We start from the raw sequence: 16,181 nt of genomic DNA on the forward strand, positions 1-16,181 counted from the left end.
GGCAAAAGTAATGACAACTATTATAAAGCGAAAGCTGATGGATATTGAAGCACCCAATCGGTCGACAGGTATCGTGAATGGATCCTCCTCTAATGTATTAAACTGGGATGATGTTCGTTTCAATTGGGCATACCCAAAGTACAAGCGCATGTTGGGGAATTTCTGGACCCCTTTTGAAATCAATATGGGAAACGATGTAAAACAATTTTCACTACTAAAGACTGAGGAAAGAGAAGCGTTTTTGAAAATAATAGGCTTACTCGCTCTACTCGATAGCATACAAACAGATTTTGCAGGTAAAGTGGCGAATTATTTAACGGATTCTAGCTTAAATGCGTTGATGATTATTTTAGCTCAACAAGAAGTGATTCATAATCATTCATATTCCTATGTATTGTCTAGTCTTGTGGCGAAAGCTGAGCAAGATCGTGTATTCGACTTTTGGCGTACGGAGCCAGTTTTACAGAAGCGGAATGATTTCGTTATGAAGGGGTATGAAGAATTCACCAATCAACCGGATGTCGATTCTTTATTAACAGCAATTGTTTATGACGTTGTTCTTGAAGGACTGTTCTTTTACTCAGGGTTTGCCTTCTTCTATCATTTGGCGCGTCACCAGAAGATGGTGGGCACAAGTACGATGATTAATTACATTAATCGTGATGAGCAAATTCACGTTGATTTATTTGTGAAAATCTATTTGGAATTATTAGAGGAATATCCAGAAATGAATACTTTGGAGAGAAAGAAAGATGTAGAAAGAATATTTAAAGAAGCAGCTGAACTTGAAATCGAATGGGCTCGAGAAGTCATTGGGGATCAAATCGATGGACTTGATGTGGAGGACGTAGAATCCTATATTTACTTTTACGCAAATGTACGTTGTGCACAACTAGAGAGTGAACGTCCTTTTCCTGCATATCGAAAAAATCCATTGAAATGGATTAAAGCATACGAGGAAGTTGATTTAGGAAAGACAGATTTCTTCGAACAGAAATCGAGGCAATACGTAAAAATAAATGTGCAGGATAATGGCTTTGACGACTTATAAAATTGCATCAAAATTTCAAATATTAGAAGGCTTTTCAAAACAAGTTATCGAATCATATATACGTATGATTTAATAATTGACGAAAGGGATGTTCTTCAATGAAACCAATTACGCCTTATTTAACGTTTTACGGAAATGCTAAGGAAGCCGTGACTTACTATGAACGTATTTTTGATTTGAAAAATGAAGGCATGATGAAGTATAGTGATGGGGATTTTCCAACGCCTCCTGAAGCAAATGACTTAATATTGCATTGTCATTTATCGAACGGAAGCTTCAATCTAATGCTAGCTGATTCTCATACTCCAGGTGACGCAGGGTCTACCAATGTAGCTCTAATGATTGAGTGTGAAACGGAAGAGGAAATAAAACGGTTGTATGACGAATTACTCTCTGATGGAAGTGCAACGATGGAGCTTCAAGATACATTTTGGGGAGCAAAATACGCAAAAGTAATGGACAAGTATGGGTATACGTGGGATTTGAATTACCAGAAAGCTTAAAAACTAAATAATGTTTAAGTGGTTGTGCATAAAAGTCTTTAAATAAAACAGGTTGTGAAAAACGAGTCGTTTTTCGCTACCTGTTTTTCTGTTTGAATTTTATCACATTGATCAGATTCCTTCATTAAAAAAAGAAACTGTCTTTGAGTGTTTAACACTTTTGGGACAGTCTCTTTTCTTGATTATTCTTCATCATTAATAACAACATTTCGACCTTTAAGTTTTAAAATAAGCGGGATAATTAACCAAGCAACCGCCGCTAGGATAAATACAAGTGACATTGGTTTCATAACGAAAATAGAGAAGTCTCCATTCGAAATGGTTAAAGCTCGACGCATATTGTTTTCAATCATTGGCCCTAAAACAAGAGCCAATACAAGAGGGGCTAAGGGATAATCGTTTTTAGCTAATAAATAACCAAATACACCACAAGCAAGTAATAAGTACAAATCGAATGTTGTATACTGAACGGCATATACGCCAAAGAAAGAAATCGCAACAATTATAGGTAATAGATATTTCTTAGGTGTCTGTATTATTTTTGCAAAAACTTTCACAAGTGGCATGTTTAAGACCAATAACATTAAGTTTCCAATAAACATACTGGCGATTAAACCCCAAGCTACTTCGGGATGATCTTCAAATAACAATGGTCCTGGCTGGATGTTATACATGATTAGTGCACCCATCAGAATAGCCGTCGTTCCTGAACCGGGAATTCCTAAAGTTAACAATGGAATCATTGCTCCTCCTGAAGCGGCATTATTTGCTGATTCGGGTCCAGCTACACCTTCGATTACGCCTGTACCAAATTTTTCGGGATGTTTACTAAACTTCTTCTCTGCAATATATGAGAAGAAGGAGGCTAAAGTTGCACCAGCTCCTGGTAAAACGCCTATGAAGAATCCGAGTAATGAACCACGAACAATTGGTTTTGCACTATCTTTTAAATCTTGTTTAGTAGGTAGAACACGTTCGATTTTAGCAATGGCACCATCTTCTTTATCACGTTCAATGATTGTTTTAAAAACCTCACCCAATGCAAATAAACCAACGGCGATTGTTAAAAATTCAAGTCCTGAATACAGAATTGGTAAATCATATGTAAAACGAGCAATTCCTGAAACAGCATCAATTCCAATAGTGGCAAGTAACAAACCGAAAACCGTCATGATTAACGCCTTGGTTATTGATTTTCCAGCTAACCCACTAACGGCTGCTAGTCCTAGGAGCATCAATGAAAAATATTCAGCAGGTCCAAATTTAAGTGCCACATTTGACAACGGTTCTGCTAATAACACCAATCCTATTAATGAAATGATACCTGCTACAAAAGAACCGATAGCAGCAATGGACAGAGCCGCACCTGCCCGGCCTTGTCTAGCCATTTGATAACCATCAAGCGTAGTAACAACAGAAGATGATTCACCAGGAGTATTTAATAGTATTGAGGTTGTGGAACCTCCATACATTGCTCCATAATAAACACCTGCAAGTAAAATAATTGAACTTGCAGCAGCAGCTTCTGTAGGCATACCTGAAGTGAGTGTTGCTGTAACAGGAATTAAGAGAGCTACCCCACTCATTGGACCAATCCCTGGCAAGACACCGACTGCTGTTCCAATTAATACCCCAACAAAAGCAAATAGTATATTCTGCCATTGAAAAGCGACTGCAAACCCATTAAATAGAAAATCTAACGTAGTCATACCAAAACTCCTTTCACTTTAAAACTCTGGGAATCCAGGCAATGATCCACCAAGAAACTCTGCAAAAAAGTAATACACACCAATAGAAAAGAAACTAGCGATGAGAATCGTGCTAATCCATTTCCCACGTTCCATCGTTTGGAATGAAACCAATAAAAAAATGAATGTAGATATAACATAACCAAGTGGTTCCAAAACAGCTGCATATACAACTGCGCTAATAAAAATAATTAGGAATTTCATATATTGGAGAGGTTCTTTAGAAGATTCCACATGTTCGTATTTCATCGTTTCAAAGAGTAACTTAATACTTAACAAAAGTAGGATAATTCCAAGAGCCATTGGAAAAATATTAGGTCCAACTGAAGAACCGTAAGCACTTTGTGAGATTGAGCGACTTTCAATCACAAATAAAAGACCAATCAGTAAAAAGACGATACCCGCAATTCGATCGAACGTTTTACTCATTATTCTTCACCTCCTAAGGAAAACGGTGGCCACTTGAGCCACCGTTATAGAATTGTTTAGCTTCAAGCGCGAGTCTCATTTTCACTTGAAAATCCAACTTGACGATTCGTTTCTTCAACCGCCAGTAGTGTGTGAGAATTGCCCTTAAAGCTTTTTGAATTATTTTTGCATATCTAATGCTGTTAATAATTCAACGATAACTTTGTCTTGATCTTCTAAATAAGTTGTAAAGTCTTCAGCGTTACGATACTCACTTTGCCAACCATTTCTCTCAAGTTCTGCTTTCCATTCATCTGTCTCTACTAATTCATCTAACTTATTCGTCCAAAATTCAAATGCTTTATCAGACATGTCTTTAGGACCGAATAGTCCGCGCCAAATTGTGAATTCTGCATCGATACCTTCTTCTTTGAATGTTGGCACTTCACTTAATTCACCTTCTAAACGATCAGCTGAACTAACTGCTAAAACACGAACATCTCCGGACTTCACATATTCAGCGATTGTTGAAGCATCAGTTGCAATAACGTCCGCGTTGTTTCCTAGTAGAGCAGCAATTGCTTCACCGCCACCATCATAAGAAACGTACTTAACAGATTTTGGATCAATTCCATATTCATAGGCAGGCAAAATCCCAACTAAATGATCCATTGATCCAGGTGCTGATCCACCAGCTAATGTTACCTTCGTTGCATCCGCTTTAATTGCATCTAAAACATCTTTTAATGTTTTGAATTCTGAGTCCGCTTGAACAACGATAGCTCCATAGTCACGTGTCAATTGAGCAAGAGGTTTCGTATCTTTGTATCCGTAAGGACTGTTGCCTTCAGCTTTATTGTTATTTATTAAAATCGGCGGTGATTTCACCATTAGTACGTAATCATTTTTGACTTCCTTCGTTGCAAACTCTGCCATATAAACAGCTCCGCCGCCACCAGGTTTATTTTCAACCATGATAGATTCATCAACTAATTTTGTATCACTCATTGTTTTAGCAATAGAGCGAGCCGTTAAATCCCATCCGCCACCAGCTCCAGAAGGTGCTACAATCGTAATGCTTTTTTCAGGATAGTTCGATGAAGCGCTTTCATTTCCTTCTGAAGAACATGCTGCTAAGCTCAATACCAAAGAACTGGCAAGTGCCACTGTCGATAATTTTTTCCACATAAATCATTTCCCCCTCGAATGAAATAGAAAAGACAGCGCTTTCATAGCGCTGTCATCAATTTATCAGAACTTTTATGCAATTCAATGTTTTGGGTCATAAGTGGAATAAAATGCATTCTATCCATTTTGTTCATATTGTTCACGAGGTTTTTGGGAAGTATCGTCTTTCGGGTCGACCAATTGTGCCATAGATTAATTCCGCTGATGCTTGGTTTTCTGAAACTAAGTACTCCAAATATCGTCTGGAAGAACTTCTACTCAGTCCGCTTATCACACCAAACTTTTCAGCAGTTATGCCGCTCGTTTGCTCACTTAAGTGGAAAAGTACCTTTTCCATTGTTTTTGGGTCGATTCCTTTTGGTGTAAATATATTTTCAGAAGGGAGAACGGTTTTTTGTTGGTTCCATAACAGGTGTATCGACTCTTCTTCTAAATGGCCAGAGCTTGAAAGAGTGATTCTTTTTTCTTTATAGGAGAACAAACTTTCTCGAAAACGATCGAACGTAAGAGGTTTCAATATATAGTCGAAAACGCCACCTCGAAAAGCTTGTTTTACAACGTGAACTTCAGATGCTGCTGTTATAAAAATAATATCTGAATCCGGACTCTCTCTTTGTATGTATGACAAAAGTTCTGTTCCCATCATGTCAGGTAAATAGACATCAAGGAGGATCAGGTCTGGTTTCAATGCCGAAATCCAGTCTTTCGCTTCGACGCCTGTGTGAGCAGATCCAACAACCTCAAAACCTTCAATTCTATCAATAAAGCGACGGTGAATATCAGCAATTCGAAGATCATCTTCAACAATTAAAATTTCAATGAATTCCGCCATGCAAAAAACCTCCTTTTGGGATCGAGATGATAAACAAAGCACCACCTAAATCGCCTTTTTCAATCGATGATACACCACTTAAATCATTAATATCGCTAGAAACTTTCATTAAGCCATATCCGCGATCTTGGCCTTCTTTAGTTGAAACACGTGATTTGAAAATAAATTCCTGTATGACTGGGCTAAGACCTTCACCAGAATCTTCCACCTCCAATAAGATTTCATTTCCATTATCAGTGATCAGCAATCGTACGATTCGCTCAGACTCATCCAAGTGCTCTACTGCCTCAAATGCGTTTGTTACTAAGTTGCCAATAATCGATACAAATAAGCTTTTTTCCAAATGTTTGGGCAAACTATTCAGCTGGCTGTCCTCATCTAAAATAAATCGAACCTTTAATTCACGAGCTCTATTAAATAATCCAATCACAAGACCTCCTAAGTAAGGATCTTGTAGCCTTTTGGTTACAAAATGAATCAGAGACTGATGCTCTTCAGTTTCATCATGTATGAGGTGGAGTGCTTCTTCTAACGAATTTAATTGAATGAGGCCACTAATCGTATAGAGGAAATTTTGATATTCATGTGTTTGTGCACGTAATGCCTCCGTATATTGCTTAACTTGTGACAATTCTGTTGTCAGTTGATTGAAATCTGCCTGTAAACGGAAGCTCGATACAGCTCCAACAATCTCATCCCCAACTAATATGGGTATACGGTTTACAATTGTTTCTTTTCCTCGAATTTGCATACTTCTGTCATACTGTTTTTCTCCAGTCTTTAAAACTTGAGGAAGAAGAGTATTTGGCAATATTTCTTCAACGCGACGACCAAGTATAAACGTGTTTTCAGGAATGGATAGCATGTCAAAGGCTGCTTTATTAATCATAGAAATTCGTGCGTCTTTATCGACCATAATAATTCCTTCTCTTACGGATTCGATTAACGTATTACGTTCCGTGAAAAGATGGGCTATCTCAGTTGGTTCTAAATTGAAAAGTACTTTTTTTATACTTCTAGCCAAAAAAGAAGAACCAATCACTCCTAATAAAATAGCTATTAAAACGATGGTGATGATGGAATCTACATAACTAAAAAAAGTATGAGAGATATCATCTTTTAAAAATCCAACAGATATTACCCCAATTATTTTGCCTTCCATGTTCATTATTGGAGCTTTCCCTCTTAAAGCAGGTCCAAGCGTACCAGTTGCTTCAGAGATATAGGCTTCTCCTTTTACTAAAGCTCTTTCATTATCGTCTCCAACCATTTTTTGTCCAATTCGCTTTGGTACTGGATGGGCATACCGAATGCCTTGAGTATTCCCAATTACTACATACTCTGCACCTGTAAGTTTACGAACTTCTTCTGCAATAGGTTGTAAAACATCTGACGGATTAGTCGATTCGAAACCACCAACAACATCAGGTCGGCTGGCAGTTGTCACAGCAATGTTGAGCGCTCGATTTCCTATTTGCTGTTCAATACTTTCTGACATGGTGAAATAAAACGAAGTTCCAATTAATAAAGATATGGCTGTAACAAAAAGAGCACCATAAACAAAAATTTTAGATTGTAGGGTTAAATTTCGCAAAAGCTCACTCTCGTTTCATATAATTAGTGCTATTATGACGAGTCCGTCAAAGATTGGCAAGATATGAAATTAGACATTCGTGTTTTAAAAATGAATAGAGTGACAATTATTTGAATAAAAACTATAATGAAAAAAGTTTAAGTTAAAGGAGAGATTCATATGAAAAGAACAACATTGACTTCATTATTCAAATCGGGGGGCATGTTGAAATAAAATATGATCTCCGATTTGATTGTACGCAAAATGATCATATCGGAGGAAATTCAAAGTGAGTATACAAAATTTTTATTACACCGTGACAAGTACACGTTCATTCTTTATTCAAATGGTTTTTACGTTAAATGCAATCTATTACGTTATGCAAGCCGATTTAAATGCACTTGAACTTGTATTAATTGGAACCATCATGGAAGTTTCTGTTCTATTATTTGAAATGCCAACTGGATTATTTGCGGACCATTTTGGCAGGAAGAAATCGTTAGCTCTAGGAACTTTAATAATCGGACTCGCACATGTCTTAGAAGGAAGTATGCCTGAATTTTGGGCGATTGCAGTTGCTTCAACAATGTGGGGAATCGGATGGACTTTTATAAGTGGAGCCGAACAGGCTTGGATTGCGGATGAATTAGATGGAACTAATTTAGAAACGACCTTCTTGAGAGGTTCACAATTTTCATCATTCGCGAGATTTTCAGCTATTCTAGCAAGCGTTGGAATCGCCATGTTATGGACTGTCCAAGTGGCAATTTTATTTGCAGGAGCGTTGTTAATTGTTTTAGCTGTGTGGGCATATGTGAAGCTACCTGAAACGAAGTTTGTAAAAATCACTCGAGAGAAAGGCGTCTCAGGTGTGGCTCATATGATGACGACAATTCAATCGGGAGCTTCCCAAATACGCGGAAATACGGTATTGGTGAGTATCGCGATGGTGACACTATTCTGGGGATTAGCCAGTGAAGGCTTTGATCGACTATACGGAGCGCACTTCATAACGGATTATCAATTATCAGAAAGTGAATCGATCTATTGGTTCGGAGCATTTTACGCGGTTGCATTTTTATTGAATATTGTCGTGCTTCGTGTGGTTGAAAAAAACGTGAACGGTCGATATGCTGAAGTATTAATTTTAGCAAACACGGTGTTAATTGGAACGATGATTGTTTTCGCTTGGACGGGTCATTTCTGGTTGGCAGTAGCGATGTATTGGGTCGCAAGTGCACTGCGCAATGTGAATTATCCTCTGATGAGCATCATTACGAATGAACGAATAGAGTCGAAGGGAAGAGCTACGACGCTTTCGATGTTTGGTCAATTAGATGCATTCGGGCAAACTGCAGGCGGACCCATTGTCGGCTTGCTGGCATTGTATACATCTCTCTCTGGAGGTATCACTGCTTCAGCATTACTCATTGTCCCGGTGATTTTTTTCCTTTGGCGAATGAAGGGCAGAATGACGGTCTCATAAGTCGTGATAACTTGGCTATGAGATGGGTTTGACGAGTAAATGTGTAAAGTTGACGAGTAAAACTAAAGAGTTGACGAGTAAAACTATAAAGTTGACGAGTAAATCTCAAAAGTTGACGAGTAATTCCAATCAAGTGACGAGATAACTCAAAAAAAGCTGTGCATCAGGTAAAAATCACCCTGTGCACAGCTTTTCTTTATTTCCCGCCTAAAAGGTCAAACAGTCCGCCAGTTATACTGCCTTCACCTGGTGAGCCTCCACCTGGTGTTTGAGGAGCTGCTGCAAACACGCGGCTTGCTAAACGGCTAAATGGTAGGGATTGAACCCAAACCGTTCCAGGTCCACGCAACGTCGCGAAGAATAAACCTTCTCCGCCGAACAAAGCGGTTTTTACACCTTTAACCATTTCGATGTTGTAGTCAACGTCATGCGTCATGGCCACTAAACAACCGGTATCAACGCGTAGCACTTCACCCAGTTGTAAATTCTTTTTATAAATGGTTCCACCTGCATGTACAAAAGCCAGGCCATCCCCTTCAAGCTTCTGCATAATAAAGCCTTCGCCGCCAAAGAATCCAGCTCCTAATTTACGTTGGAACTCAACGCCTACAGAAACACCTTTAGCTGCAGCCAAGAAGGCATCTTTTTGACAAATAATTTTGCCGCCCATTTCACTTAAATCCATCGGAATGATTTTGCCTGGATAAGGAGAGGCAAAGTATACGTGTTTCTTACCAGAACCCGTATTCGTGAAGGTCGTCATGAATAAACTTTCACCAGTAATCAAACGTTTTCCAGCTCCCATAAGTTTTCCAAGCATACCGCTACCAGCTGATCCTGACGATCCGTCACCAAAAATCGTTTCCATAGAGATTCCATCTTCCATCATCATTAAGCTGCCAGCTTCAGCAACTACGGTTTCATTCGGATCTAATTCAACTTCTACAAATTGCATATCATCCCCGTGTAATTTGTAATCAATTTCATGATTGTTCATACATATTGCCTCCTTAAAATTCAAACCTATACATTCATACGCTTCGTGAACCAAAAAGTTTCATCCAACATCCTATTATAGGAATATTCCGTTATTTAGAAAAATAGAAAAGGGATAGGGTGTCTTTTGTCGAATAAGTAAAGTGAAAGCGTTTTCAATTCGAAAGGGGTAAATAACATGAAACTGAAAAATTACATCGGTGGAAAGTGGCAGGAAGCAGGAGATGCGAAATATGTTCCTGTTACCAACCCAGCAACAGGAGAAGAATTAGCGCAAGTGAGATTATCTACTAAAGATGACGTTGATCTAGCCGTTGAAGCTGCAAAAGAAGCTCAGAAAAAATGGGCACTCGTTCCAGCACCGAAGCGTGCAGATTATTTATATGAAATTGGCCGTATTATGAAAGAAAAGAAAGAGCATTTGGCTCAAGTATTAACAAAAGAGATGGGCAAAGTGATCGAAGAGGGACGAGGAGAAGTACAAGAAGGGATCGACATGGCCTTTTATATGGCAGGTGAAGGACGTCGTTTGTTTGGGGAAACCACTCCGTCTGAACTAGCGGATAAATTTGCGATGAGCGTTCGTGCACCGATTGGCGTAGTTGGTCTCATTACACCGTGGAATTTCCCTGTTGCGATCGCGACGTGGAAATCATTCCCGGCGATTGTTGCGGGGAACACCTTCTTGTGGAAACCAGCAACAGAAACGCCCATGATGGCATATGAAATGGCTAAAGTGTTCGAAGAAGCTGGGTTACCTGCAGGTGTCGCAAATATTGTCTTTGGATCCGGTTCGGAAGTAGGTACAGCGATGATAGAACATCCAGACGTGAAAGTAATTTCATTTACTGGGTCAACGGAAACAGGACGGTCTGTTGCAGAACTTGGTGGTCGTCACTTAAAGAAAGTATCGCTTGAAATGGGTGGGAAAAATGCGGTGATCGTCATGGAAGATGCCGATCTCGGTTTAGCGGTTGAAGGTATTCTTTGGAGTGCATTTGGCACAGCCGGTCAGCGTTGTACAGCATGTAGCCGAGTAATCGTTCATAAAGATGTAAAAGAGGAACTTGAAACACGCCTATTAGAAGCGATGAAGGTTCTTTCAATTGGGGATGGAATGGACGAATCCGTTAAAATCGGTCCAGTAATAAATAAAAAAGCGTTAGACAAAATTCATAGCTATGTTCAAATAGGTAAAGAAGAAGGAGCCACTCTTTTAGTTGGTGGTGAAATTTTAGATAAAGATCATTTATCAAAAGGGAATTACTACGCGCCGACTTTATTCACAAATGTGGAACGTGACAGTCGAATCGCTCAGGAAGAAATTTTCGGACCGGTTGTTTCGCTAATTGAGGTATCTAGTTTAGAAGAAGCGATTGAAGTAAACAACAGCGTAACATTTGGATTGTCTAGTTCTATTTTCTCTCGCGATGTGAATAAAATCTTTAAAGCACAACGCGATTTAGATACAGGGATTGTCTACGTGAATGCAGGGACAACAGGTGCAGAAATTCACTTGCCATTCGGCGGGACGAAAGGTACAGGTAATGGACATCGAGATTCTGGAGTTGCGGCACTCGATGTATATACAGAGTGGAAGAGTATTTATATAGATTTTAGTGGTAAGTTGCAAAGAGCTCAAATCGATAATTCTTAATTCAACACGAGAATCTAATCAGAGATTTACAAAGGGGATGTTGTAAATGAAGATAGTCGTATTAGGTGCAGGGTTAATGGGGAAAGAAGCAGCACGCGATTTAGTGAAAAGCTCGAAAGTAGACAAAGTATTTTTAGCAGATGTTAAGGTTGAACAAGTTCAAACGTTTATTGATAAAATTCAAAGCGATAAAATTGAAGCCGTACGCTTAGATGCTCATAATGACGGTGAGTTAAAAGCTATTATGAGTAAAGGTGATGTCGTTATTAATGCTTTGTTTTATTCGTTTAATGAAAAAGTAGCCCGCACAGCGGTTGAAGTGGGTGTACATTCCATTGATTTAGGTGGACATATCGGTGGTGCGACGGATGCTGTTTTAGAGTTGAAAACACAAGCTGAACAAAAAGGCATCACACTTATTCCGGATTTAGGGGTAGCTCCGGGAATGATCAATATATTGTCCGGACATGGTGCAAGTAAACTTGACGAAGTGAAATCCATTAAATTGTATGTTGGTGGGATACCAGTTGAACCTGAAGGTCCATTGAAATACAATATTGTGTTTTCACTAGATGGTGTGTTGGATCATTATACAGATTCTTCACATGTGCTGCGTAATGGCCAACTAGAAGAGGTTGCTTCATTAACGGAAATTGAACCGATTTCCTTTGACGGATTTGCAGAATTGGAAGCATTTCATACGTCAGGAGGAACTTCTACTTTAACCAAAACATTTCCTGATATTGAGACGCTTGAATATAAAACCATTCGATATGCTGGTCATGCCGAGAAGTTCAAAGTATTGGTCGACCTTGGTTTAACAAATAAAGAAACAATGGTTGAAGTCGATGGCAAGCAAATGAGCACAAGAGAAGTGTTGAAAGCAGCACTTACGCCTGGATTATTGTTAGGTGATAAACAAGATGCTGTGCTACTTCGCGTGACGGTATCTGGTATTCAAGCGGGTGAACCGGTTACGTATGAATACGAATTAGTGACGAAGAAAGACATGGACGATCAAGTGACGGCAATGGCGAGAGCGACAGCGAATACGATTTCAGTTGTGGCACAAATGATTGGTAATGGAGAAATCACGAAACGTGGCGTCTATCCGCCGGAACAAATTGTTCCAGGAGATGCATATATCGAGGCAATGAAACAAAGAGGCGTTCATATTAAAGAAACCATACACCAATCAACTTCGGTTGCAAACGGTTAACAGGAGGCAAGCAACATGAACTTCGAATTTTCAGAGGAACACCAATTACTACGCAAAACAGTTCGTCAATATGTAGATGATGAGATCATTCCTTATATTGCTGAGTGGGATTCAACAGGTGGATTCGATCAAAAAGTGTGGACGCGCTTAGCTGATCTTGGATTTATGGGTGTTTGTGTGCCAGAAGCATATGGTGGAAGCGGCATGGATTACAACTCGCTTGCCATTGTTTGTGAGGAGCTTGAAAGAGGGGACACTGCTTTTAGAACAGCCGTTTCCGTTCATATTGGGTTAAACTCCATGACTTTAATGCAATGGGGAACGGAAGAGCAAAAGCAGAAATATTTGGTCCCACAAGCAAAGGGTGAAAAAATCGGTGCATTCGGATTAACAGAGCCAGGAGCCGGTTCCGATGTAGCAGCCATGTCGACAACGGCTAAACGTGATGGCGATTATTATATACTAAAAGGTCAAAAGACGTGGATTTCTCTTTGTGATAAAGCAGATCATTTTATTGTTTTTGCTTACACGGATAAATCGAAGAAGCATCATGGCATAAGTGCTTTTATTGTTGAACGTACGATGGAAGGGTTCTCTTCAAAAGCCATTAAAGGAAAATACGGCATTCGTGCAGGAAATACGGGCGAAATTTTCTTCGATGATATTCGAGTTCCTGTTGAAAATCGTATTGGTGAAGAAGGCGAAGGCTTTAAAATCGCAATGTCGGCATTAGATAATGGTCGATTTACAGTAGCTGCTGGTGCTGCAGGGCTTATTATGGCTTGTATTGAAGCGAGCGTGAAGTATTGCAACGAACGGGAAACGTTCGGAAAACCGATTGGAAAACATCAACTAGTGCAACAAATGATCGCGAAAATGGAAGCGGGACTTCAAATGAGTCGCTTGTTGGTTTATCGTGTTGGAGAATTGAAAAATAAAGGCGTACGCAATACACGAGAAACATCCTTGGCGAAATGGCAAGCTTGTGATTTTGCGAATCAAGCAGCGGACGACGCAGTACAAATACACGGTGCGTATGGTTATTCAGATGATTATCCTGTCGCGAGATATTTGCGTAACTCAAAAGCGCCTGTCATTTATGAAGGCACGCGAGAAATCCATACCATTATGCAAGCCGAGTATGTGCTAGGTTACCGTGAAGATAAAAAATTATCGAAGATGTTGCCTAAATGGCCATTTACAATTGATCAAGAAAAATGATAGAATATTCACAACTATAATGAACGGTGGTGAGAAAGAATGAACAAAGCTGTGAATGCACATGGATTTATACTGGAATTTTTATCTACTTCATGTGCGATTACGCATGATATTTCGGCCAACGGGACAGGTCTGTCCACTTTTGGAAAATATCATACACTTCACAGCTGATAAGTCATTCTTTCCTTTATTCATGAAGGCAAAGACTGTCTGATTTCAGGCAGTCTTTTTGTTTTGCTTCCAGCTGTGTTTTGACTAAAAAGGAGCGAACATCATGATTTGTACAATACAAGAAATTAGCAAAATGCTTGGCGGGAATTTAATATTCGAAAACCTTTCGCTAGCAATAAAAACGGGAGACAAAGTCGCTGTCGTTGGTCGAAATGGAACAGGAAAAACGACTTTGTTTAAATTAATTGCTGGGATTGAAACGCCAGATGCAGGAAGCATTCATTTCAAAAAAGGAACTCAAATTGGTTATTTAGCTCAATTTCCTTCCTATTCAGAGGAAGTGACTGGACTAAATGTATTAACAATGGCTTTTGAGGAATTACTTCAAATGCAGCAACAAATGAGCGATTTAGAAGAGAAAATGGCGACAGCTAATCCGGATGAAATGGAAAAATTACTGCGTCAATATGGCAATATTCAAGAACAATTCACACTTCGCGATGGATATTCATATGAATCGGAAATCGACAAGGTCATCCAAGGGTTACAGTTACAAACTTTTGTTAATCGACCCTTTAATACCTTGAGTGGTGGAGAGCAAACCAAGGTTATGCTTGGTCAAATGCTTCTAACTAAACCAGATCTATTATTACTCGATGAGCCGACGAATCATTTGGATTTGTTTGCAGTTGAGTGGCTAGAACAATATTTGCGCGACTATGAAGGAACGGTTGTCAGCATTTCACATGATCGCTATTTCCTCGATCAAGTAGCGACGAAAATAGCTGATTTAGAAGATGGTGAATTAATTTTATATCACGGGAATTTTTCTGACTTCGTGGTGCAAAAGGAAGCCCGTATCATGAGGGAATTCCAAGAATACGAAGAACAACAGAAAAAAATCAAGAAAATGAAAGAAGCCATTAAACGATTGAAATTATGGGCAAATGAAGCTGTTCCTCCAAATGCAGCGATGCATAGAAGAGCACGGAACATGGAGCGCGCACTTGAGCGAATGGAAAAAGTACGGAAACCGTTGATTGATCCAAAGAAAATGAATTTATCATTTGAAGCTGCTCCAAGAAGCGGGAAAGAAGTCGTCATACTGGAACAGGTGAATAAATCTTTCGGTGACAAAGCATTACTCAAGCAAGCTGATTTTAATGTGCGTTGGAAAGAACGAGTGGCCATTGTTGGTCGAAATGGAACAGGTAAATCGACCATTTTGAAATTATTAAGAGGTCAATTACATGCGGATAGCGGAGTCGTTCAACTAGGAAGCAATGTTCGAGTAGGATTTCTCTCTCAACATTTAGAAGTAGCTGATCCAAAGAAACGTTTAATCGATGAGTTCCGTAATGAAGTAAACGTGTTTGAAGGGGAAGCCAGACATATATTAGCGAAGTTTATGTTCTATGGTCCGGACGTCTTTAAGCGCGTCAGTGATTTAAGTGGTGGCGAACGAATGCGATTAAGACTTGCTCAACTTATGCATCAAGATGTCAATTTACTAATGCTCGATGAGCCAACCAATCATTTAGACATTGATTCGTGTGAAGTTCTTGAAGAAGCGTTGGAAGATTTTCAAGGTACCATATTGGCTGTCTCCCATGATCGTTATTTCTTGAACAAACTTTTCCCACGTACCGCATGGTTAGACAGTGGAAGATTAATGACTTTCGAAGGACCATACGAATGGGCACGAAAAAAATGGGCAGAGCAACAGGTTTTATTGGAAAATGAAATGCCTTTGGATGTTCCAGTTGAACGAGTGAAACCAACCAAAGTTCGAAGTGAAGAGCCACGATCGTATGAAGCAGAAATTGCTTTGCTAGAGAAAGATATCGCAGCAATCGTTGCTCAAGCAGAAGCCGAAGAAGATTGGGAAGTTTACGAATCCATGATGGCTGAAAAAAAGGAACTGGAAGTGAAATTAGACGAGTTGATGGCGGAGTGGTTTAAACATGAAGCATGATTGTTATTTAGAATACGAGGAAGAAGCGAAATCGTGTAAAACGGTTTCGCTTTTTTCTTTTCTTAGGTCCAATTTGGGGTGCAACGCCATATTATTGTCTGCTATCGCCATATTATGCACAAATAACGCTATAAAAAGTTCTGCTAACGACAT

The 16,181-nt window shown here is 39.3% G+C and carries 14 protein-coding genes; 8 read left to right on the forward strand and 6 right to left on the reverse strand.

Features of this window, described 5'->3' with window-relative positions; all coding sequences use genetic code 11:
• Nucleotides 1–10 precede the first annotated feature (10 nt).
• Together AC3EA5_RS11610 and AC3EA5_RS11615 are read left to right on the forward strand one after the other, a co-directional pair.
• On the forward strand, nucleotides 11–1,051 hold the full coding sequence (locus AC3EA5_RS11610) for a ribonucleotide-diphosphate reductase subunit beta (RefSeq protein WP_488608491.1): 1,041 nt from the start codon (nucleotides 11–13) through the stop codon (nucleotides 1,049–1,051).
• A gap of 98 nt (nucleotides 1,052–1,149) precedes the next feature.
• Nucleotides 1,150–1,554 carry a VOC family protein gene (locus AC3EA5_RS11615; protein ID WP_488608492.1) on the forward strand — a complete coding sequence of 135 codons (405 nt, stop codon included), beginning with the start codon at nucleotides 1,150–1,152 and terminating at the stop codon, nucleotides 1,552–1,554.
• Between the two features lie 182 nt (nucleotides 1,555–1,736).
• Here AC3EA5_RS11615 and AC3EA5_RS11620 read toward each other — a convergent pair whose 3' ends face one another.
• The 5 genes from AC3EA5_RS11620 to AC3EA5_RS11640 form a co-directional block, all read right to left on the reverse strand.
• A complete protein-coding gene (locus AC3EA5_RS11620; protein WP_488608493.1) occupies nucleotides 1,737–3,263 on the reverse strand; it encodes a tripartite tricarboxylate transporter permease in 1,527 nt (508 codons plus the stop codon).
• 18 nt (nucleotides 3,264–3,281) lie between these two features.
• The gene (locus tag AC3EA5_RS11625) at nucleotides 3,282–3,731 is read right to left on the reverse strand and encodes a tripartite tricarboxylate transporter TctB family protein (RefSeq protein ID WP_488608494.1); all 450 of its coding nucleotides are present in this window, start codon (nucleotides 3,729–3,731) and stop codon (nucleotides 3,282–3,284) included.
• A gap of 159 nt (nucleotides 3,732–3,890) precedes the next feature.
• Nucleotides 3,891–4,898 (reverse strand): Bug family tripartite tricarboxylate transporter substrate binding protein, encoded by a 1,008-nt coding sequence (locus AC3EA5_RS11630; protein WP_488608495.1) that lies wholly within the window; start codon nucleotides 4,896–4,898, stop codon nucleotides 3,891–3,893.
• Nucleotides 4,899–5,037: 139 nt separating this feature from the next.
• Nucleotides 5,038–5,730 carry a response regulator gene (locus tag AC3EA5_RS11635; RefSeq protein ID WP_488608496.1) on the reverse strand — a complete coding sequence of 231 codons (693 nt, stop codon included), beginning with the start codon at nucleotides 5,728–5,730 and terminating at the stop codon, nucleotides 5,038–5,040.
• On the reverse strand, nucleotides 5,714–7,324 hold the full coding sequence (locus tag AC3EA5_RS11640; protein WP_488608497.1) for an ATP-binding protein: 1,611 nt from the start codon (nucleotides 7,322–7,324) through the stop codon (nucleotides 5,714–5,716). Before AC3EA5_RS11640 ends, AC3EA5_RS11635 begins: the two co-directional genes overlap by 17 nt.
• A 268-nt stretch (nucleotides 7,325–7,592) precedes the next feature.
• Between AC3EA5_RS11640 and AC3EA5_RS11645 the strand changes: the two genes are divergently transcribed.
• Nucleotides 7,593–8,789 (forward strand): MFS transporter, encoded by a 1,197-nt coding sequence (locus tag AC3EA5_RS11645; protein WP_488608498.1) that lies wholly within the window; start codon nucleotides 7,593–7,595, stop codon nucleotides 8,787–8,789.
• Between the two features lie 196 nt (nucleotides 8,790–8,985).
• On the opposite strand, the gene AC3EA5_RS11650 is transcribed toward AC3EA5_RS11645, so the two are convergent.
• On the reverse strand, nucleotides 8,986–9,786 hold the full coding sequence (locus AC3EA5_RS11650) for a TIGR00266 family protein (RefSeq protein ID WP_394189689.1): 801 nt from the start codon (nucleotides 9,784–9,786) through the stop codon (nucleotides 8,986–8,988).
• Between the two features lie 177 nt (nucleotides 9,787–9,963).
• On the opposite strand from AC3EA5_RS11650, the gene AC3EA5_RS11655 reads away from it, so the two are divergent.
• From AC3EA5_RS11655 to abc-f, 5 genes are all read left to right on the forward strand, one after another.
• Nucleotides 9,964–11,442: an aldehyde dehydrogenase family protein gene (locus AC3EA5_RS11655; RefSeq protein ID WP_488608499.1), complete on the forward strand. Its 1,479-nt coding sequence runs from the start codon at nucleotides 9,964–9,966 to the stop codon at nucleotides 11,440–11,442.
• 46 nt (nucleotides 11,443–11,488) lie between these two features.
• Nucleotides 11,489–12,661: a saccharopine dehydrogenase family protein gene (locus AC3EA5_RS11660; protein WP_488608500.1), complete on the forward strand. Its 1,173-nt coding sequence runs from the start codon at nucleotides 11,489–11,491 to the stop codon at nucleotides 12,659–12,661.
• Between the two features lie 15 nt (nucleotides 12,662–12,676).
• Complete coding sequence (locus tag AC3EA5_RS11665; protein ID WP_488608501.1) at nucleotides 12,677–13,882, forward strand: acyl-CoA dehydrogenase family protein; 1,206 nt, start codon at nucleotides 12,677–12,679, stop codon at nucleotides 13,880–13,882.
• A 39-nt stretch (nucleotides 13,883–13,921) separates the two neighbouring features.
• A complete protein-coding gene (locus AC3EA5_RS11670; RefSeq protein ID WP_488608502.1) occupies nucleotides 13,922–14,053 on the forward strand; it encodes an RAxF-45 family protein in 132 nt (43 codons plus the stop codon).
• A 103-nt stretch (nucleotides 14,054–14,156) separates the two neighbouring features.
• The gene (abc-f, locus tag AC3EA5_RS11675; protein ID WP_488608503.1) at nucleotides 14,157–16,028 is read left to right on the forward strand and encodes a ribosomal protection-like ABC-F family protein; all 1,872 of its coding nucleotides are present in this window, start codon (nucleotides 14,157–14,159) and stop codon (nucleotides 16,026–16,028) included.
• Nucleotides 16,029–16,181 lie beyond the last annotated feature (153 nt).

The sequence above is a fragment of the Paenisporosarcina sp. genome (assembly GCF_057785155.1).